Source organism: Pueribacillus sp. YX66 (genome assembly GCF_041725775.1).
Taxonomy (GTDB): domain Bacteria; phylum Bacillota; class Bacilli; order Bacillales; family UBA6769; genus Pueribacillus.
The window spans coordinates 14,394-31,920 of the sequence record NZ_JBEUEL010000015.1; the positions used below are offsets into that span (position 1 = coordinate 14,394).

Below are 17,527 nucleotides of genomic sequence, written 5' to 3' on the forward strand. Positions count from 1 at the left end.
TTTTCTCGTCTTTTATACATCAACAGTATAGACATAGTCTAAAAAACTATACTACGTTCCAACCCTATTCTAAGTTAGCGTAATTACACGCGACGACGTTTTGGCGGACGGCATCCGTTATGTGGCACGGGTGTAACGTCACGAATCGCTGTTACATCAAGTCCGACTGCTTGAAGCGCACGGATTGCTGCCTCACGTCCTGAACCCGGTCCTTTTACGGATACTTCAACAGTTTTCATACCGTTTTCAATCGCTGTTTTTCCTGCTGTTTCAGCTGCCATTTGTGCTGCGAACGGTGTAGATTTACGTGAGCCTTTAAATCCAAGGTTACCTGCACTTGCCCAAGAAACAGCATTACCGTGCATATCTGTAATCGTTACGATTGTATTGTTAAACGTCGATTTAATATGAGCGATTCCGTTTTCAACATTCTTTTTTACACGACGTTTGCGAGTTGTTGTTTTTCGTTGTGCTGCCATTTCATCATACCTCCTTTACTGTTTCTTATTTGCTATCGTACGGCGAGGTCCTTTACGAGTACGAGAGTTGTTTTTCGTATTTTGTCCACGTACTGGAAGACCACGACGGTGGCGAATTCCACGATATGAGCCAATTTCGATAAGGCGTTTCACGTTAAGAGAAACTTCACGGCGAAGGTCACCTTCGATTTTGTACGTGTCAACAACTTCACGAATTTTGTTTAATTCATCGTCTGTTAAATCACGAACTCTCGTATCTTCCGATACATTTGCCTTTGCCAAAATTTCTTTCGCTCTAGACACACCGATTCCGTAAATATATGTTAACGCAATGACAATTCGCTTTTCACGGGGAATGTCAATACCAGCTATACGCGCCATGCTTACACCTCCTATTAACCTTGACGTTGCTTATGCTTTGGATTTTCACAAATGATCATAACTGCGCCTTTACGGCGAATGACTTTACATTTTTCACAAATCGGTTTTACCGATGGTCTAACTTTCATTGTTTACCCTCCTTGAAGATGCGGAGTTTCACGCTTTTATATGGGGCGAGTGCATTCGTCCCATATTAAACGCAGATCCTTACTGTTAAAACTGTTATTTAAAACGATACGTAATGCGTCCACGTGTTAAATCGTATGGTGACATTTCAACTGTCACTTTATCTCCAGGTAAAATACGGATGTAGTGCATGCGGATTTTACCTGAAACGTGGGCTAAAATTTTGTGGCCATTTTCTAGTTCAACACGAAACATTGCGTTTGGCAATGGTTCAATAACTGTGCCTTCCATTTCGATAACATCTTCTTTAGCCATCGATTTGCTCTCCCTTCTTCAGATCAAGGACTTGGTCATTCATAAATTTAGAAAGTGCAAAGCGCAACTTTCCATTCGAAACACGACCTGTTTGTTCAATGCTTTGTCTGACTTCCGGAGATACGTAATCAACGAGCTCAAGATGAGTAATATTTTTCTTTTTGGCTCGGTCGTACTTTCGTTTTTCTCCGTCCGCAATTCGTACATAACGATCACTCAATTGTTCGATCACGATACAGTACTGATCGGCTTCTCTCCCTCGTAATACACGGACAATTTGACCTATTTTGGGAAGCGATTCCGATTCACTCACGACATCACCTTCATTTTAGGCTTTTGTTAAAATTTCATAACCCGTTTCAGTTATAGCAATCGTATGCTCAAAATGAGCACAACGTTTACCATCTGTTGTTACGACAGTCCAGTTATCCGCAAGTGTTTTCACATACCGTTTGCCTGCATTTACCATCGGTTCAACACAGAACACCATCCCAGGTTTCAAGCGGGGACCTTTGCCTGGTGGACCGTAATGCGGCAATTGTGGGTCTTCATGTAAGTTTTGCCCGATCCCGTGGCCAACGTATTCACGAACAATTGAGAAGCCTTCCGCTTCTACGTATGTTTGAATCGCGTGAGAAATATTCGAAAGACGTTCACCAGGTTTGGCTTCGTCTAACCCACGATATAAGGACTGCTCTGTCACTTCTAACAAACGCTCACTATGAACATCGATGTCACCGACTGGATACGTCCAAGCGGAATCACCGTGATAGCCATTATAGTAAGCTCCGATATCAATGCTAATGATATCCCCTTCATGTAACATGCGTTTTCCAGGAATGCCATGCACAAGTTCTTCGTTCACTGATGTGCAAATGCTTCCAGTAAACCCATTATAGCCTTTAAAAGAAGGGATTGCACCTTGCGACTTAATGAACTTTTCAGCGATACGGTCAAGTTCTTCTGTCGTCATCCCCGGGTGAATGTGTTTCTGTAATTCCTCGTGTGTCAGTGCCACGATCTTTCCAGCTTCACGCATGATGTCGATTTCACGTTCTGTTTTTAAAATGATCATTCAGAAAGGCTCCCAATGAGTTCATCGACATCTTGGAAAACAACTCCTATGTCACGATTTCCATCAATGGTTTGTAACACGCCGTTGTTTGAATAATACTCGAGCAGTGGCTCTTGTTGAGCAATATTCACTTCTAAACGGTTCGCAACAGTATCTTCGTTGTCATCTTCACGTTGGTAAAGTTCTCCGCCACATTTATCACAAGCACCGTCTTGTTGTGGTCGGTTAAACACCATGTGATACGTTGCACCGCAGTTACGGCAAATTCTGCGACCAGTTAGTCGTGCAAGTAATTTGTTCCGGTCAACATCGATATGAATGACGTAATCAATGCTGCGGTCCATCTCTTGCAAAATGTTATCAAGAGCCTCAGCTTGCGGAACGGTTCTTGGAAAACCGTCAAGCAAAAACCCTTTGTTACAATCCGATTTTGCTAGACGTTCGCGAACGATTCCAATCGTCACTTCGTCTGGGACTAATTCCCCGGCATCCATAAACTTTTTTGCTTGCATACCAAGCTCTGTTCCTTCTTTCATTGCGGCTCGGAACATATCTCCAGTTGATATGTGAGGGATACCGTATCGATCAATAATCATTTCCGCTTGCGTACCTTTTCCTGCACCTGGTAACCCCATTAATACGAGATCCACCATTATCCCTCCATCCTACTTGATGAATCCTTTATAGTGACGTTTTATAAGTTGGCTATCAATTTGCTTCATCGTATCTAACGCAACCCCTACGACGATGAGCAGACTCGTTCCTCCAATTTGTACAGTTGGAGGCAAATTTGCAAATGTCGTAAAAAAGACAGGAATGATTGCGACAAACGCTAAGAAAAGTGCGCCAACAAACGTGAGACGATACAAAATGCTCGTAATTCGTTCCTGTGTCGCCTTCCCAGGTCGTGTACCAGGGATGTATCCGCCTTGTTTTTTCAAGTTGTCTGCCATTTGCTCAGGATTCACCTGAATAAATGTGTAAAAATACGTAAACGCAATAATTAATAATGCATAAATGGTCGCTCCAATTGGATGTGTGTAATCAACCGTTTGGACGAGCCAATTCGCTACTTTGCTATCGCTAAAGAAACCAGCGATAGTTCGTGGTGTATAGAAAACCGCGACCGCAAAAATAACAGGAATTACACCAGCTGCGTTTACTTTAATCGGCAAATGCGTCGTTTGCCTACTAATCGTTTGGCGTCCAACAGTTACCCGCTGTGCATATTGAATCGGAATTTTTCGTACACCTTGTTGTACAAAAATAATTGCAACAACGAGAACGAGAATTGCAAGAATGAGACCGAGTGCTTTTACGATTGTTAAAAACAGTTGGTCTTGATTTTGGAACTGAGATAAATACACTTGTTGCACGCTCGTAGGGATGGCTGCAACGATTCCAGCAAAAATGATAATCGATATTCCATTCCCTACACCATGTGCTGTAATTTGTTCACCGAGCCACATTAAAAATGCTGTTCCCGCTGTAAGCACGATGGCAATCGTTAAATACGTCGTTACGCTTGGGTTTGGAATGAGACCTGGAAACAGGTTGTTAAACCCAAGTGACAAGGCTAGCGCTTGAATAAAACCGAGCACGATCGTCCCGTACCGTGTAAATTGAGCAAGCTTCCGTCTCCCGACTTCACCTTGTTTCGCCCATTCTGCAAACTTAGGAACGACATCCATTTGTAATAGCTGAACGATGATCGATGCAGTGATGTAAGGCATGATTCCCATTGCAAAAATGGAAAAACGCTCTAACGCTCCGCCACCAAACATGTTCATGACACCGAACAAACTCGCATCTCCACTAAATTGCAAAACATCTTTATCGACTCCTGGAACCGGGATAAATGCCCCGATCCGGAATACGACGAGCATCAATAACGTAAACATCACTTTTTGGCGTAAATCAGAAACTTTAAAAATGTTGGCAATTGTCCCGAACATTAAATCACCTCAACGTTTCCGCCTGCCGATTCAATCGCTTGTTTTGCAGATTCGGAAAACTTATGAGCTTTTACCGTTAACTTTTTCTCAAGTGATCCGTTACCGAGAATTTTCACACCGTTGTTAAGCTTGCGGATGACGCGAGTTTCTAACAATAGTTCAGGTGTTACTTCTGTGCCCTCATCAAATTGATTTAACTTGTCAAGATTCACAATCACATATTCTTTACGATTAATATTCGTAAAGCCACGTTTCGGAAGACGTTGGAAAAGTGGGGTTTGACCACCTTCGAACCCAGGACGCACACCCCCGCCAGAACGTGCATTTTGACCTTTATGCCCTCGACCAGACGTTTTTCCAAAGCCTGATCCGATTCCACGTCCGACACGTTTTCTAGCGTGACGCGAACCTTCTGATGGTTTTAACTCATGAAGTTTCATTTTGGCACCTCCTTGTTATTGACTATTCACCATTCGTCTTAAATTTCCTTTACTGTTACGAGATGTGACACCTTTTTAATCATGCCACGAATCGCTGGATTGTCTTTATGAACGACGGTTTGATTCGTTTTTTTCAATCCGAGTGTGTTAACCGTCACACGTTGATCTTCCGGACGACCAATGAGACTACGAGTGAGGGTGATTTCTAATTGCTTAGCCATCGAGTTTCCCTCCTTATCCTAACAATTCTTCCGTTGTCTTGCCGCGTAATTTTGCTACGTCTTCGGCGCGCTTTAAGCTTTTAATGCCTTCGATCGTTGCACGTACCATGTTAATCGGGTTATTTGAACCGTGTGATTTTGAAAGAATGTCGCCAATTCCGCCGAGCTCGAGTACAGCACGAACAGGTCCGCCTGCGATAACTCCTGTACCTTCAGCAGCAGGTTTTAACAGGACGCGACCAGCACCGAAACGACCAACTACTTCATGAGGAATTGTTGTGTTGACACGTGGTACTGAAATTAAATTTTTCTTCGCATCTTCAACCGCTTTACGAATGGCTTCTGGAACTTCTTGTGCTTTACCTGTTCCAAATCCAACATGACCGTTTTTATCTCCGACAACGACAACTGCAGCAAAACGAAAACGGCGTCCACCTTTCACAACTTTTGCTACACGATTAACTGTTACTACACGTTCTTCTAATTCAAGTTTGTTTGCGTCAATAGCCATAGGTTTTGAATTCCCCTCCTTTTAATTAAAATTCCAAGCCAGCTTCTCTAGCTGCTTCTGCTAATGCCTTGACACGTCCGTGGTAAAGGTTTCCACCGCGGTCAAATACAACTTCTTTATATCCTTTTTCAACTGCACGTTTTGCAATGAGCTCTCCGACTTTTGTTGCGGCTTCGATATTTCCGCCTGTTTTTCCATCAAAATCTTTATCGAGGGATGATGCGTGTGCTAACGTGACACCTTGTTCATCATCGATAAGTTGCGCATAAATATGCTTAGAAGAACGATATACGTTCAAGCGTGGACATTCTGCTGTTCCTTGCAAATGACGACGGACACGAAGATGGCGCTTTTTACGCGTTTTTTTACGATCTACTTTCGTAATCAATCGGGGCCACTCCTTTCTCTTTCAGATGTTGTTCAAAACTCCGGAGGTTTACAAAATATGAGGTTTTTTGATAGTGTGCCTAAAGTAATCTTTAAACTTGCTTTCTCGAACTTCGAATGCACACAGATCTGCTTGTGTCGACGTTGTAACTCATCTTTTTCAGGTGAGTGTTTATTCGTCGACCTCCGTCTTTTTGTCCTCCTATTTGAACTAACAAATTTTATAATCTTGTTGAACTATTTCAATGATTACTTACCAGTTTTACCTTCCTTGCGACGTACATATTCACCTTCGTAACGAATTCCTTTTCCTTTGTAAGGTTCAGGAGGTCTTACTGCGCGAATATTTGCTGCAAGTTCACCAACACGTTCTTTGTCAATTCCTTTTACGACCACTTTTGTGTTTTCAGGTACGTCAATTTCGATACCCTTCTCTGGATCGAATTCAACTGGGTGTGAGTACCCAACGTTTAGGACGAGCTTTTGTCCTTGTTTGTTTGCACGATAACCGACACCGACGAGTTCAAGACGTCGCTCAAATCCGTTCGTCACACCTTGAATCATATTTTGAATTAAGCTTCTAGTCGTACCGTGTAAAGAGCGATGTTCTTTTTGCTCCGATGGACGGGAGACAATCACTTCTTTCTCTTGAATGTCGATGACCATTTCATCATGTAACGTGCGTGTAAGTTCACCTTTCGGACCTTTCACTGTTACGGTATTTCCTTCTTTCGTTACCGTTACGCCATTTGGGATTTCAATTGGCTTTAATCCTATACGAGACATACGTACACCTCCATTCGTTCACATTCTTACCAAACGTATGCTAATACTTCGCCACCGACTTGTTGGCTGCGAGCTTCTTTATCTGTTAATACACCTTTTGATGTTGAAACGATCGCAATACCTAAACCACCAAGGACACGGGGTACTTCATGTGCTTGTGCGTAAACGCGTAGACCTGGCTTACTAATTCGTTTCAATCCTGTAATGACACGTTCATTCGCTTTTCCGTATTTTAAGAAAAGGCGAAGAATTCCTTGTTTGTTATCTTCAATGTATTCAACGTCACGAATAAACCCTTCACGCTTCAAAATTTCTGCGATTTCTTTTTTCATTTTTGAAGCAGGGATTTCTAATTTATCAAGACGAACTGTATTTGCGTTACGAATTCGCGTAAGCATATCTGCGATTGGATCTGTCATGACCATTTCTTCATTACCTCCTTCCCCTAGCGGGATTACCAACTGGCTTTTTTCACACCAGGAATTTGACCTTTATATGCGAGTTCACGGAAACATATACGGCACAATTTAAACTTGCGAATGACTGAATGAGGACGTCCACATCGTTCGCAACGCGTATATTCGCGCACTTTAAACTTTTGTGAGCGACGCTGTTTAGCGATCATCGATTTTTTCGCCACGCTGTAACCTCCTTAATTAATTATTTTTGAAACGGCATTCCGAGTTCTGCTAATAGTTCACGAGCTTCTTCATCTGTCTTTGCTGTTGTTACGATAACAACATCCATTCCACGAACTTTGTTTACTTTGTCGTAGTCGATTTCTGGGAAGATCAGTTGTTCTTTAATTCCAAGCGTGTAGTTTCCTCTTCCGTCAAATGCTTTTTTCGATACGCCACGGAAGTCACGTACACGTGGAAGTGAAACCGAAATTAATTTATCTAAAAAGTCATACATGCGTTCACCGCGTAGCGTTACTTTCGCTCCAATTGGCATCCCATCACGAAGTTTAAAACCCGCAATTGATTTTTTTGCTTTCGTAATTAAAGGCTTTTGACCTGTAATTGCCGCAAGTTCTTCGACAGCACTGTCAAGCACTTTCGGGTTTTGTACAGCATCACCGACACCCATGTTTACAACGATTTTTTCAATTTTGGGTACTTCCATGACGGATGAGTAATTAAATTTTTGCATTAAAGATTTAACGATCTCATTTGTATATCTCTCTTTCAGACGGTTCAACGAGAGTACCTCCTTTCCTTACGCTGTTACTAGTCTAGCGGTTGTCCGGATTTTTTCGCAATCCGAATTTTTTTTCCATCTTCGATTCGATATCCGACCCGGGTTGGTTCATTTGAGTCTGGATCAAGTGGCATGACGTTTGATACGTGAATCGGTGCTTCCATTTCAACAATGCCACCTTGCGGATTCATTTGTGAAGGCTTCGAATGTTTTTTTACAAGATTAATACCTTCTACAATGACGCGCTCTTGTTTCGGGTCTGCTTGAAGGATAACGCCTTGTTTGCCTTTATCCTTACCAGAGATAACTTGAACTTTATCTCCTTTTTTTACGTGCATAACGCTCTGCACCTCCTTAAGTCGAGAAACTGCTTCTTTATAACTCTTCTATGTTCAAAAAGTTACATTTGCCTATAACACTTCTGGTGCTAATGAAATAATTTTCATATATTGATGGTCACGAAGTTCACGTGCAACTGGTCCGAAAATACGTGTGCCACGAGGGCTATTGTCTTCACGAATGATGACAGCTGCATTTTCGTCAAAGCGAATGTATGAGCCATCATTACGGCGAACACCGCTTTTTGAACGAACAACGACAGCACGGACGACGTCACCTTTTTTAACAACGCCTCCGGGTGTTGCTTGTTTAACTGAGCAGACGATCACATCTCCGATATTTGCAAACTTACGTCCAGACCCTCCGAGCACTTTGATGCACTGGACTTCACGAGCACCCGAGTTGTCTGCTACTTTGAGACGACTTTCTTGTTGAATCATTTGCCGAACCTCCTTCCGGTCTTCTCCGTTACACGATGACGGATTCTTCTACAATTTCGACGAGGCGAAAATATTTATCTTTTGAAAGTGGGCGAGTTTCCATAATTTTCACGATATCGCCAACTTTTGCGCTATTATTCTCATCATGAACTTTATACTTCTTTGAGTATTTGACACGTTTGCCGTAAAGTCGATCTTTTTTATATGTTTCAACAACGACGGTAATCGTTTTGTCCATTTTGTCAGACGTTACACGACCCGTGTATACTTTGCGTTGATTTCGTTCACTCATTGTACTGACCTCCCCTCATTATTATCCGTTATTTATTCCGAGTTCTCTTTCACGTAACACCGTTTTCGTACGTGCAATTGATTTCCGGACGTCACGAATGCGGGCTGGATTTTCTAGTTGGCCTGTTGCGAGTTGAAAACGTAAGTTGAACAACTCTTCTTTTAAATTTTTAAGTTGTTGTTCAATTTCCGCGTTTGTTAAATTACGGATTTCACTTGTTTTCATTCTGAGTCACCACCCCATTCATCTCGTCTTACAAACTTCGTTTTAATCGGAAGCTTATGAGAGGCGAGTCGCAATGCTTCACGAGCTACTTCTTCGGAAACACCGCCTACTTCAAACATGATTTTTCCTGGTTTTACGACGGCAACCCATCCTTCAGGTGCACCTTTACCAGAACCCATCCGTACCTCTAATGGTTTAGCTGTATATGGTTTTGATGGAAAAATTTTAATCCATACTTTCCCACCACGTTTCATAAAGCGTGTCATCGCAATTCTTGCTGCTTCGATTTGACGGTTCGTAATCCAAGCAGATTCTAGTGCTTGCAATCCGTAATCACCAAAAGTGATTTCTGTTCCGCCTTTTGCATTACCTTTCATTCTACCGCGAAATTCTTTACGGTGTTTTACACGTCTTGGCATTAACATGTTTATTTGCCTCCTTCCTCTTTTTTTGCACCTTTTGTTGGAAGGATTTCACCACGATAAATCCAAATTTTCACTCCGAGTTTACCGTAAGTTGTGTCCGCTTCTGCTGTGCCATAGTCAATGTCGGCACGCAACGTATGAAGTGGCACTGTTCCTTCGCTATACGATTCCGAACGAGCAATGTCTGCTCCGTTTAAACGACCTGACACTTCTGTACGAATTCCTTTTGCACCAGCGCGAACTGCACGTTGAATTGCTTGTTTCATCGCACGTCTAAATGCGACACGATTTTCAAGTTGTGTTGCAATATTTTCAGCAACAAGTTTCGCATTTAAGTCAGGTGTTTTAATTTCAAAAATATTAACGTGCACCCGTTTTCCAGTTAGTTCATTTAACGATTTTCGTAGTGATTCAACTTCAGAACCACCTTTACCGATAACCATGCCGGGTTTTGCCGTACGAATTGTAATGTTTACACGGTTTGCAGCTCGTTCAATTTCAATGCCTGCAACCGCTGCATCTTTAAGACGTTTTTCAATGTATTCGCGAATTTTAATGTCTTCGTGTAAAAGGTCTGCATAATCCTTGTCTGCATACCATCTTGATTCCCAATCACGATTGACTCCAATTCGCAGCCCAATTGGGTTAACTTTTTGACCCACGCATTATCCCTCCTTCTTTTCTGATACAACGACCGTAATGTGGCTCGTTCTTTTATTAATTCTACTTGCACGTCCTTGTGCGCGTGGACGGAAACGTTTTAATGTAACACCTTCGTCAACATAAGCTTCACTTACTACGAGATCGTCTGCTTCCATTTCGTAGTTATGTTCAGCATTGGCAATCGCCGAGTTTAGCACTTTTTCCACAATAGGAGAAGCTGCTTTTGGTGTATGACGTAAAATCGCAATTGCTTCACCGACTTCTTTCCCTCGAATTAAATCAACGACGAGGCGAGCTTTACGAGGAGCAATGCGGACTTGTTTTGCAACAGCTTTTGCTTGCATTGGCCTGAACCTCCTCTCAAATTAACGTTTAGTTTTTTTGTCATCAGCTGCGTGACCTCGGTACGTCCGCGTTGGCGCAAATTCACCTAACTTGTGACCGACCATATCTTCAGAAATATAAACTGGAACATGTTTTCTTCCGTCATAAACGGCAATGGTATGCCCTATAAATTCAGGAAAAATGGTTGAGCGACGCGACCATGTTTTGATGACTCTTTTTTCGTTCTTTTCATTCAATGCTTCGACCTTTTTCATCAAGTGATCGTCTACAAAAGGCCCCTTTTTTAAACTACGACCCACTTCTTTTCCTCCCTTCGCGATTGCACTACGGTTCTCGTGAACCGTAGATCAACCTTGCTATTTTTTACGACGACGTACGATATATTTGTCAGTTGGTTTATTCTTTTTACGCGTTTTGTAGCCAAGTGTCGGTTTACCCCATGGGCTCACTGGTGATTTCAAACCAATTGGCGAACGACCTTCCCCACCACCGTGTGGGTGATCGACTGGGTTCATGACAGAACCACGAACTGCAGGGCGTTTTCCGAGCCAGCGTGAACGTCCAGCTTTCCCTACATTAATGAGCTCATGCTCCACGTTTCCAACTTGACCAATCGTTGCACGACAAGTTGCTAGAATCATCCTCGTTTCTCCTGATGCAAGTTTTACGAGCACATATTTTCCTTCTTTTCCGAGCAACTGCGCTTCTGCTCCTGCTGAGCGTACAAGTTGTCCTCCACGTCCCGGTTTCAATTCGATATTATGAACGGTTTGACCGATTGGGATATTTTCAAGCGGTAATGCGTTCCCGACTTTGATATCTGCGTCTGGTCCAGACATTACTTCCATGCCAACTTTCAAGCCTTTTGGAGCGAGAATATAACGTTTTTCACCGTCAGCATAATGAATGAGTGCAATATTTGCTGTTCGGTTCGGATCGTATTCAATCGAGGCAACGCGACCAGGTATGCCATCTTTGTTCCGTTTAAAATCGATAATTCGATATTGACGTTTATGGCCACCGCCTTTATGACGAGTCGTAATCCGTCCTTGATTGTTGCGACCTGCTTTTTTATTAATTGGTGCAAGTAGTGACTTCTCTGGTTTATCAGTTGTTATTTCGCTAAAATCTAATCCTGTCATGCCACGACGAGCATTCGACGTTGGTTTAAATGTTTTGATTGCCATCTCATTTTCCCTCCTTCTCTAAAATGTTTATACTCCATCAAAAAAGTCAATTTCTTTGCTATCTGGAGTCAGTTGAATAATTGCTTTTTTGCGTTTTGGTCGATACCCAGAATATTGACCAAAGCGTCTAAATTTTCCTTTATAATTCATCGTGTTTACTTTTTGAACTTTCACACCGAAAATTTCTTCGACTGCACTTTTAATTTCTGTTTTGTTCGCGCGCGGGTCGACTTCGAATGTATACTTTTTTTCATCCATCGTTTCCATTGAACGTTCTGTAACTACGGGGCGCTTAATCACTTCACGTGCGTCCATTACGCTAGCACCTCCTCTACCTTTTCAGCTGCTTCCTTCGTCATAATCAGCTTATCGTGACCCAAAATATCAAGCACTTTCACTTCTGTCACTGCTTTCACTGTGACGCCAGGTATATTACGAGCTGAACGTGTAACTGTATCATCGTATTCATTTGTAACGATGAGTACTTTCTTACCTACTTCTAAGTTGTTTAAAATCGCAACCATATCTTTTGTTTTTGGTGTATCGATCGTAATTGTATCAACAACGATAAAGTTCTCTTCTTTTACTTTTGTTGAATAAGCTGATTTCAACGCAAGTCTACGAACTTTTTTCGGCATTTTGTAGCTATAGTTGCGTGGAGTTGGACCAAAAACGACCCCACCGCCTACCCATTGAGGAGAACGGATCGATCCTTGACGCGCACGACCTGTACCTTTTTGTCGCCACGGTTTACGACCACCACCACGAACTGCAGCACGGTTTTTCGTTGCATGAGTTCCTTGTCTTTTTTCTGCTTGTTGCATAATAACAACGTCGTAAAGCACATTGTTATTTGGCTCAATTCCAAATACGCTATCTGACAGTTCTATGTCACCTACTTTTGAGCCTTCTTGATTTACTAGAGTTAATTTAGGCATCGAATAAGCCTCCTTTCTTACTGAGCTTTAGCTGCTTTTAAAGCAGATTGAATCGTAACGTAACCTTTTTTCGGACCAGGTACGTTTCCTTTAATAAGAATAAGATTGCGTTCGGCATCAACTTTTACAATTTCAAGGTTTTGTAACGTTGTGCGTTCTCCACCCATACGTCCAGGTAATGCTTTACCTTTGAATACACGAGCTGGATCTACTGCTCCCATTGATCCTGGACCACGGTGATAGCGTGAACCATGACTCATCGGTCCGCGTGATTGGTTATGACGCTTAATCGCACCTTGAAATCCTTTCCCTTTTGAAGTACCAGTGACATCTACTTTTTCGCCTTCGCTGAATACGTCAACTTTAATTTCTTGGCCAACTTCATATTCAGCTGTGTTCACGCCGCGAATTTCTCTAACGAAGCGCTTAGGTGTTGTACCTGCTTTTTCAGCGTGACCTTTTTCTGGCTTTGTTGTGCGAGCTTCCTTTTTATCTTCAACGCCAATTTGGATCGCTTCATAACCGTCCGTTTCCACTGTTTTCTTTTGAAGAACAACATTTGGCATGGCTTCAATGACGGTTACTGGAACGACGTCACCATTTTCTAAGAAAATCTGTGTCATGCCTAGTTTCTTCCCTAAGATTCCTTTATTCATTCTTTCCACCTCCTAAATCTGTCATTAGAGCTTAATTTCAATGTCAACACCCGAAGGCAAGTCTAAACGCATAAGCGAATCGACGGTTTGTGGTGTCGGCTCGATAATATCGATTAAACGTTTATGAGTACGCATCTCGAATTGTTCACGAGAATCTTTGTATTTGTGTACGGCACGCAAAATCGTATAAACAGATCTTTCTGTCGGCAATGGGATCGGACCCGATACCTTTGCACCTGAACGTTTCGCTGTTTCTACAATTTTTCCGGCTGATTGATCCAACACTCTGTGATCATACGCTTTTAAACGAATACGAATTTTTTGCTTTGCCATTATTTTCCCTCCTTCGCCCATTTTTGTATGTTCATTCAATTCGACGTTTAATGCTTGCGGTCACATGATTAAGAATGAACATCATAGACAATTCTCCGCGAAAATTTCCTTCACACCGCCCATGGCAAAGGGGCCGGGTGTGTCAGCAACCTCTCGCTTCATCGCCAATACAATGACCAACATTCAACATTATATAGAAATTATCCGTTGATTGCAAGGTTTCTTGTAAAATCTTTGTAAGCTTTTATCTTACGGAAGAATCTAGAAGTTTCCCGCATGATGTGTGAACAAATAAAAGCAAGACACTGTTCTTTGAAACTATATTTGAACGAAATATTCTCTATGATGTACGAGACGGCTAAATTAAAAAAATTGAGCCCGCAAAAATAGGGCTCAATTTTTGTTTTTTGTATTACTTTTAATTACTCAACGATTTCAGCAACGACGCCAGCACCTACTGTACGTCCGCCTTCACGAATGGAGAATTTCGTTCCTTGTTCGATCGCGATAGGAGCAATTAATTCTACTGTCATTTCTACGTTGTCACCAGGCATCACCATTTCAACACCTTCTGGAAGTGTGATTGTTCCTGTTACGTCTGTTGTACGGAAGTAGAATTGCGGACGGTAGTTTGAGAAGAATGGAGTATGACGTCCACCTTCTTCTTTTGAAAGCACATAAACTTCTGCTTTAAATTTTGTATGAGCTGTTACTGTCCCTGGCTGAATGAGTACTTGACCGCGTTGTATATCTTCGCGAGATACTCCGCGTAGAAGAGCCCCGATGTTATCTCCAGCTTCAGCATAGTCAAGAAGCTTACGGAACATTTCTACACCTGTTACTGTAGTCTTTTCTGGTTTTTCAACGAGACCAAGAATTTCAACCTCGTCACCAACTTTTACTTGTCCACGCTCAACACGACCCGTCGCAACTGTACCACGACCCGTAATTGAGAAGACGTCCTCAACTGGCATCATGAACGGTTTATCTACATCACGTTCAGGAGTAGGGATGTATTCATCAACTTTTTCCATAAGCTCGATAATTTTTTGCTCCCACTCTGCGTCACCTTCTAGTGCTTTAAGAGCTGAACCTTTAACGATAGGAATATCATCACCAGGATACTCATATTCACTTAAAAGATCACGAACTTCCATTTCGACTAGTTCAAGTAGTTCTTCGTCGTCAACCATGTCACATTTGTTTAAGAATACGACGAAATATGGAACACCTACTTGGCGAGAAAGAAGAATGTGTTCACGAGTTTGTGGCATTGGACCATCAGCTGCAGATACAACGAGGATGGCTCCGTCCATTTGTGCTGCACCTGTAATCATGTTTTTAACATAGTCAGCGTGACCTGGGCAGTCCACGTGTGCATAGTGACGATTGTCAGTTTCATACTCTACGTGAGAAGTTGCAATTGTAATTCCACGCTCACGCTCTTCTGGCGCACCGTCGATTTGGTCATAAGCCATGGCATCACCACTGCCATATGTCTTGTTAAGTACAGTTGTAATTGCAGCTGTTAACGTTGTTTTTCCATGGTCAACGTGTCCTAGAGTCCCAATATTTACGTGTGGTTTTGAACGATCAAATTTTTCTTTAGCCATTTGATTAATTCCTCCTTAAATAAAGAAAAATAATTTTTTAAGTAAAGTTAAGTATATCATTGATAGACGTTAGACGCCTATCAACAATGCCTTCAAATTAAGTGAGGTGAATTATTCACCTGTTGCTTTTTTAATAATTTCTTCAGCGATTGCTTTCGGTACTTCTTCATAATGGTCAAAGACCATCGTATAAGTTCCACGACCTTGAGTGTTGGAACGAAGTGATGTTGCATAGCCAAACATTTCCGCAAGTGGTACGAATGCGTTAACGACTTGTGCATTACCGCGAGCATTCATCCCTTCTACACGACCACGCCGGCTCGTAATATCACCCATAATGTCACCCATGTATTCTTCTGGAACGACAACTTCAACTTTCATCATTGGCTCGAGAATGACTGGATTACAATTATCTTTTGCTTTTTTCAATGCCATGGACGCTGCGATTTTGAACGCCATTTCACTCGAGTCGACATCGTGGTATGAACCGTCATAAAGCTTCGCTTTCAAATCGATTAACGGATAGCCTGCTAATAAACCATTTTGAAGAGCATCTTCAAGTCCTGCTTGAACAGCTGGAATGTATTCACGCGGGACAACACCACCGACAATGGCGTCTTCAAATTCAAATCCTGCCCCTTCTTCAAGCGGCTCAAATTCAATCCAAACGTGTCCATATTGTCCACGTCCACCTGATTGACGAATGAACTTCCCTTCACATTGACCAGCTGAACGAATCGTCTCACGGTAAGAAACTTGCGGAGCTCCAACATTCGCTTCAACTTTAAACTCACGTTTCAACCTGTCAACGATAACATCGAGATGAAGTTCACCCATTCCGGCGATAATCGTTTGACCTGTTTCTTCATTTGTTTCTGTTTTGAACGTTGGGTCTTCTTCTGCAAGTTTCGCAAGGGCAACACCCATTTTATCTTGGTCATTTTTCGTTTTCGGTTCAATTGCAACCGAAATAACCGGCTCTGGAAATTCCATTGACTCAAGAATAACAGGATTTTTATCATCGCAAAGTGTATCGCCTGTTGCCGTGTCTTTTAATCCAACTGCTGCAGCAATATCTCCTGAATAAACAGTTGAAATCTCTTCCCGGGAATTCGCGTGCATCTGCAAAATTCGTCCAATACGTTCGCGCTTTCCTTTCGTTGAGTTTAGAACATAAGAGCCTGAATCGACTTTTCCAGAGTAAACACGGAAGAATGTAAGTTTACCGACGAATGGGTCTGTCATTACTTTAAAAGCTAATGCTGAAAACGGACCGTTGTCGTCTGCTTCACGCGTTACCTCTTCTTCAGTCTTCGGTAAAACTCCCTTAATTGCTTCAATATCAAGTGGCGAAGGCAAGTAATCAATGACGGCATCAATCACAGGCTGAATTCCTTTGTTCTTAAATGCGGAACCACAGAGAACTGGGTAAAATTCAACTTGCAGTGTCGCTTGGCGAATGGCAGCTTTAAGCTCCTCATTCGTAATTTCTTCACCTTCTAAATATTTCATCATTAAGTCTTCATCATAGTCCGCAACCGCTTCAATAAGCTTCGCACGTTGCTCTTCAGCAAGGTCAACTAAGTCACTTGGGATCTCCCGCTCTTCCAAGTTAGCCCCAAGATCATCTTCGTAATAGTACGCCTTCATCTCGATAAGGTCAACCATACCTTCAAAATTGTCTTCTGCACCAATTGGAATTTGTACTGGATGAGCATTGGCACCAAGTCTATCATGTAGCGTGCTAATCGCGTACATAAAGTCAGCACCAATTTTGTCCATTTTGTTAACAAAGACAATTCGCGGCACTCCGTATGTCGTCGCTTGACGCCAAACGGTTTCTGTTTGAGGTTCTACTCCTGATTGAGCGTCGAGAACTGTTACAGCTCCATCTAATACACGAAGAGAACGTTCTACTTCAACGGTAAAGTCTACGTGTCCAGGCGTATCAATAATATTGACACGGTGTCCCTTCCATTGGGCAGTTGTTGCTGCAGACGTGATTGTAATTCCACGTTCTTGCTCCTGCTCCATCCAGTCCATTTGTGACGCACCTTCATGCGTCTCACCAACTTTATGAATACGACCTGTATAGAATAAAATCCGTTCAGTAGTTGTCGTTTTTCCAGCATCAATATGTGCCATAATTCCAATGTTTCGTGTATTCTTTAAGGAGAATTCTCTTGGCATTCTAC

At 42.2% G+C, this 17,527-nt stretch carries 31 protein-coding genes; all 31 read right to left on the minus strand.

Features of this window, described 5'->3' with window-relative positions; translation table 11 throughout:
• Positions 1 to 83: 83 nt before the first annotated feature.
• Complete coding sequence (gene rpsK / locus ABU914_RS08355; RefSeq protein WP_379669282.1) at positions 84 to 479, minus strand: 30S ribosomal protein S11; 396 nt, start codon at positions 477 to 479, stop codon at positions 84 to 86.
• Positions 480 to 494: 15 nt separating this feature from the next.
• Positions 495 to 860, minus strand: a complete 366-nt coding sequence (gene rpsM, locus ABU914_RS08360; protein WP_379669283.1) for a 30S ribosomal protein S13 — start codon at positions 858 to 860, stop codon at positions 495 to 497.
• 14 nt (positions 861 to 874) lie between these two features.
• A complete protein-coding gene (gene rpmJ, locus ABU914_RS08365; RefSeq protein WP_379669284.1) occupies positions 875 to 988 on the minus strand; it encodes a 50S ribosomal protein L36 in 114 nt (37 codons plus the stop codon).
• A 94-nt stretch (positions 989 to 1,082) separates the two neighbouring features.
• A complete protein-coding gene (gene infA, locus ABU914_RS08370) occupies positions 1,083 to 1,301 on the minus strand; it encodes a translation initiation factor IF-1 (RefSeq protein ID WP_379669285.1) in 219 nt (72 codons plus the stop codon).
• Positions 1,294 to 1,614 (minus strand): RNA-binding protein, encoded by a 321-nt coding sequence (locus ABU914_RS08375; protein ID WP_379669286.1) that lies wholly within the window; start codon positions 1,612 to 1,614, stop codon positions 1,294 to 1,296. The genes infA and ABU914_RS08375 overlap by 8 nt, the downstream gene beginning before the upstream one ends.
• 15 nt (positions 1,615 to 1,629) lie before the next feature.
• The gene (gene map / locus ABU914_RS08380; protein WP_379669287.1) at positions 1,630 to 2,376 is read right to left on the minus strand and encodes a type I methionyl aminopeptidase; all 747 of its coding nucleotides are present in this window, start codon (positions 2,374 to 2,376) and stop codon (positions 1,630 to 1,632) included.
• Positions 2,373 to 3,026 (minus strand): adenylate kinase, encoded by a 654-nt coding sequence (locus ABU914_RS08385; protein WP_379669288.1) that lies wholly within the window; start codon positions 3,024 to 3,026, stop codon positions 2,373 to 2,375. Before ABU914_RS08385 ends, map begins: the two co-directional genes overlap by 4 nt.
• A gap of 15 nt (positions 3,027 to 3,041) precedes the next feature.
• Positions 3,042 to 4,331, minus strand: a complete 1,290-nt coding sequence (gene secY / locus ABU914_RS08390) for a preprotein translocase subunit SecY (protein ID WP_379669289.1) — start codon at positions 4,329 to 4,331, stop codon at positions 3,042 to 3,044.
• Positions 4,331 to 4,771, minus strand: a complete 441-nt coding sequence (gene rplO, locus ABU914_RS08395; protein ID WP_379669290.1) for a 50S ribosomal protein L15 — start codon at positions 4,769 to 4,771, stop codon at positions 4,331 to 4,333. The genes secY and rplO overlap by 1 nt, the downstream gene beginning before the upstream one ends.
• A 38-nt stretch (positions 4,772 to 4,809) precedes the next feature.
• A complete protein-coding gene (gene rpmD, locus ABU914_RS08400) occupies positions 4,810 to 4,992 on the minus strand; it encodes a 50S ribosomal protein L30 (protein WP_379669291.1) in 183 nt (60 codons plus the stop codon).
• A 13-nt stretch (positions 4,993 to 5,005) separates the two neighbouring features.
• A complete protein-coding gene (rpsE, locus tag ABU914_RS08405) occupies positions 5,006 to 5,503 on the minus strand; it encodes a 30S ribosomal protein S5 (RefSeq protein WP_379669292.1) in 498 nt (165 codons plus the stop codon).
• 25 nt (positions 5,504 to 5,528) lie between these two features.
• Positions 5,529 to 5,891 carry a 50S ribosomal protein L18 gene (rplR, locus tag ABU914_RS08410; RefSeq protein WP_379669293.1) on the minus strand — a complete coding sequence of 121 codons (363 nt, stop codon included), beginning with the start codon at positions 5,889 to 5,891 and terminating at the stop codon, positions 5,529 to 5,531.
• 248 nt (positions 5,892 to 6,139) lie between these two features.
• On the minus strand, positions 6,140 to 6,676 hold the full coding sequence (rplF, locus tag ABU914_RS08415; RefSeq protein WP_379669294.1) for a 50S ribosomal protein L6: 537 nt from the start codon (positions 6,674 to 6,676) through the stop codon (positions 6,140 to 6,142).
• Positions 6,677 to 6,702: 26 nt separating this feature from the next.
• On the minus strand, positions 6,703 to 7,101 hold the full coding sequence (gene rpsH / locus ABU914_RS08420; RefSeq protein WP_379669295.1) for a 30S ribosomal protein S8: 399 nt from the start codon (positions 7,099 to 7,101) through the stop codon (positions 6,703 to 6,705).
• A gap of 29 nt (positions 7,102 to 7,130) precedes the next feature.
• On the minus strand, positions 7,131 to 7,316 hold the full coding sequence (locus ABU914_RS08425) for a type Z 30S ribosomal protein S14 (RefSeq protein WP_379669296.1): 186 nt from the start codon (positions 7,314 to 7,316) through the stop codon (positions 7,131 to 7,133).
• A gap of 20 nt (positions 7,317 to 7,336) precedes the next feature.
• Positions 7,337 to 7,876 (minus strand): 50S ribosomal protein L5, encoded by a 540-nt coding sequence (gene rplE, locus ABU914_RS08430; RefSeq protein WP_379669297.1) that lies wholly within the window; start codon positions 7,874 to 7,876, stop codon positions 7,337 to 7,339.
• Between the two features lie 29 nt (positions 7,877 to 7,905).
• A complete protein-coding gene (gene rplX, locus ABU914_RS08435; RefSeq protein ID WP_379669298.1) occupies positions 7,906 to 8,214 on the minus strand; it encodes a 50S ribosomal protein L24 in 309 nt (102 codons plus the stop codon).
• 72 nt (positions 8,215 to 8,286) lie between these two features.
• Positions 8,287 to 8,655 (minus strand): 50S ribosomal protein L14, encoded by a 369-nt coding sequence (rplN, locus tag ABU914_RS08440; RefSeq protein WP_379669299.1) that lies wholly within the window; start codon positions 8,653 to 8,655, stop codon positions 8,287 to 8,289.
• Positions 8,656 to 8,683: 28 nt separating this feature from the next.
• Positions 8,684 to 8,947, minus strand: a complete 264-nt coding sequence (gene rpsQ, locus ABU914_RS08445; protein ID WP_379669300.1) for a 30S ribosomal protein S17 — start codon at positions 8,945 to 8,947, stop codon at positions 8,684 to 8,686.
• A 21-nt stretch (positions 8,948 to 8,968) separates the two neighbouring features.
• The gene (gene rpmC / locus ABU914_RS08450; protein WP_379669301.1) at positions 8,969 to 9,172 is read right to left on the minus strand and encodes a 50S ribosomal protein L29; all 204 of its coding nucleotides are present in this window, start codon (positions 9,170 to 9,172) and stop codon (positions 8,969 to 8,971) included.
• Complete coding sequence (gene rplP, locus ABU914_RS08455) at positions 9,169 to 9,597, minus strand: 50S ribosomal protein L16 (protein WP_379669302.1); 429 nt, start codon at positions 9,595 to 9,597, stop codon at positions 9,169 to 9,171. Before rplP ends, rpmC begins: the two co-directional genes overlap by 4 nt.
• 2 nt (positions 9,598 to 9,599) lie before the next feature.
• A complete protein-coding gene (gene rpsC, locus ABU914_RS08460; RefSeq protein WP_379669303.1) occupies positions 9,600 to 10,259 on the minus strand; it encodes a 30S ribosomal protein S3 in 660 nt (219 codons plus the stop codon).
• A 3-nt stretch (positions 10,260 to 10,262) separates the two neighbouring features.
• Positions 10,263 to 10,604: a 50S ribosomal protein L22 gene (gene rplV / locus ABU914_RS08465; RefSeq protein ID WP_379669304.1), complete on the minus strand. Its 342-nt coding sequence runs from the start codon at positions 10,602 to 10,604 to the stop codon at positions 10,263 to 10,265.
• 21 nt (positions 10,605 to 10,625) lie between these two features.
• The gene (gene rpsS, locus ABU914_RS08470; protein WP_379669305.1) at positions 10,626 to 10,904 is read right to left on the minus strand and encodes a 30S ribosomal protein S19; all 279 of its coding nucleotides are present in this window, start codon (positions 10,902 to 10,904) and stop codon (positions 10,626 to 10,628) included.
• A gap of 57 nt (positions 10,905 to 10,961) precedes the next feature.
• Positions 10,962 to 11,792 carry a 50S ribosomal protein L2 gene (gene rplB / locus ABU914_RS08475; protein ID WP_379669306.1) on the minus strand — a complete coding sequence of 277 codons (831 nt, stop codon included), beginning with the start codon at positions 11,790 to 11,792 and terminating at the stop codon, positions 10,962 to 10,964.
• 27 nt (positions 11,793 to 11,819) lie between these two features.
• Positions 11,820 to 12,107 carry a 50S ribosomal protein L23 gene (rplW, locus tag ABU914_RS08480; RefSeq protein ID WP_379669307.1) on the minus strand — a complete coding sequence of 96 codons (288 nt, stop codon included), beginning with the start codon at positions 12,105 to 12,107 and terminating at the stop codon, positions 11,820 to 11,822.
• Complete coding sequence (gene rplD, locus ABU914_RS08485) at positions 12,107 to 12,730, minus strand: 50S ribosomal protein L4 (RefSeq protein WP_379669308.1); 624 nt, start codon at positions 12,728 to 12,730, stop codon at positions 12,107 to 12,109. The genes rplW and rplD overlap by 1 nt, the downstream gene beginning before the upstream one ends.
• Positions 12,731 to 12,747: 17 nt before the next feature.
• Positions 12,748 to 13,386 carry a 50S ribosomal protein L3 gene (gene rplC / locus ABU914_RS08490; protein WP_379669309.1) on the minus strand — a complete coding sequence of 213 codons (639 nt, stop codon included), beginning with the start codon at positions 13,384 to 13,386 and terminating at the stop codon, positions 12,748 to 12,750.
• Positions 13,387 to 13,410: 24 nt separating this feature from the next.
• Positions 13,411 to 13,719, minus strand: coding sequence for a 30S ribosomal protein S10 (gene rpsJ, locus ABU914_RS08495; protein ID WP_379669310.1), 309 nt, complete (start codon positions 13,717 to 13,719; stop codon positions 13,411 to 13,413).
• Between the two features lie 422 nt (positions 13,720 to 14,141).
• The gene (gene tuf, locus ABU914_RS08500) at positions 14,142 to 15,332 is read right to left on the minus strand and encodes an elongation factor Tu (RefSeq protein WP_379669311.1); all 1,191 of its coding nucleotides are present in this window, start codon (positions 15,330 to 15,332) and stop codon (positions 14,142 to 14,144) included.
• Between the two features lie 111 nt (positions 15,333 to 15,443).
• The gene (gene fusA, locus ABU914_RS08505; protein ID WP_379669312.1) at positions 15,444 to 17,522 is read right to left on the minus strand and encodes an elongation factor G; all 2,079 of its coding nucleotides are present in this window, start codon (positions 17,520 to 17,522) and stop codon (positions 15,444 to 15,446) included.
• Positions 17,523 to 17,527: the final 5 nt, after the last annotated feature.

Coding starts and splice junctions, on each gene's coding strand:
- rpsK (WP_379669282.1), bottom strand. CDS start 479: ATGGCAGCACAACGAAAAACAACAACTCGCAAACGTCGTGTAAAAAAG.
- rpsM (WP_379669283.1), bottom strand. CDS start 860: ATGGCGCGTATAGCTGGTATTGACATTCCCCGTGAAAAGCGAATTGTC.
- rpmJ (WP_379669284.1), bottom strand. CDS start 988: ATGAAAGTTAGACCATCGGTAAAACCGATTTGTGAAAAATGTAAAGTC.
- infA (WP_379669285.1), bottom strand. CDS start 1,301: ATGGCTAAAGAAGATGTTATCGAAATGGAAGGCACAGTTATTGAACCA.
- map (WP_379669287.1), bottom strand. CDS start 2,376: ATGATCATTTTAAAAACAGAACGTGAAATCGACATCATGCGTGAAGCT.
- secY (WP_379669289.1), bottom strand. CDS start 4,331: ATGTTCGGGACAATTGCCAACATTTTTAAAGTTTCTGATTTACGCCAA.
- rplO (WP_379669290.1), bottom strand. CDS start 4,771: ATGAAACTTCATGAGTTAAAACCATCAGAAGGTTCGCGTCACGCTAGA.
- rpmD (WP_379669291.1), bottom strand. CDS start 4,992: ATGGCTAAGCAATTAGAAATCACCCTCACTCGTAGTCTCATTGGTCGT.
- rpsE (WP_379669292.1), bottom strand. CDS start 5,503: ATGGCTATTGACGCAAACAAACTTGAATTAGAAGAACGTGTAGTAACA.
- rplF (WP_379669294.1), bottom strand. CDS start 6,676: ATGTCTCGTATAGGATTAAAGCCAATTGAAATCCCAAATGGCGTAACG.
- rpsH (WP_379669295.1), bottom strand. CDS start 7,101: ATGGTCATGACAGATCCAATCGCAGATATGCTTACGCGAATTCGTAAC.
- rplX (WP_379669298.1), bottom strand. CDS start 8,214: ATGCACGTAAAAAAAGGAGATAAAGTTCAAGTTATCTCTGGTAAGGAT.
- rplN (WP_379669299.1), bottom strand. CDS start 8,655: ATGATTCAACAAGAAAGTCGTCTCAAAGTAGCAGACAACTCGGGTGCT.
- rpsQ (WP_379669300.1), bottom strand. CDS start 8,947: ATGAGTGAACGAAATCAACGCAAAGTATACACGGGTCGTGTAACGTCT.
- rpmC (WP_379669301.1), bottom strand. CDS start 9,172: ATGAAAACAAGTGAAATCCGTAATTTAACAAACGCGGAAATTGAACAA.
- rplP (WP_379669302.1), bottom strand. CDS start 9,597: ATGTTAATGCCAAGACGTGTAAAACACCGTAAAGAATTTCGCGGTAGA.
- rplV (WP_379669304.1), bottom strand. CDS start 10,604: ATGCAAGCAAAAGCTGTTGCAAAACAAGTCCGCATTGCTCCTCGTAAA.
- rplB (WP_379669306.1), bottom strand. CDS start 11,792: ATGGCAATCAAAACATTTAAACCAACGTCGAATGCTCGTCGTGGCATG.
- rplW (WP_379669307.1), bottom strand. CDS start 12,107: ATGGACGCACGTGAAGTGATTAAGCGCCCCGTAGTTACAGAACGTTCA.
- rplD (WP_379669308.1), bottom strand. CDS start 12,730: ATGCCTAAATTAACTCTAGTAAATCAAGAAGGCTCAAAAGTAGGTGAC.
- rplC (WP_379669309.1), bottom strand. CDS start 13,386: ATGAATAAAGGAATCTTAGGGAAGAAACTAGGCATGACACAGATTTTC.
- rpsJ (WP_379669310.1), bottom strand. CDS start 13,719: ATGGCAAAGCAAAAAATTCGTATTCGTTTAAAAGCGTATGATCACAGA.
- tuf (WP_379669311.1), bottom strand. CDS start 15,332: ATGGCTAAAGAAAAATTTGATCGTTCAAAACCACACGTAAATATTGGG.
- fusA (WP_379669312.1), bottom strand. CDS start 17,522: ATGCCAAGAGAATTCTCCTTAAAGAATACACGAAACATTGGAATTATG.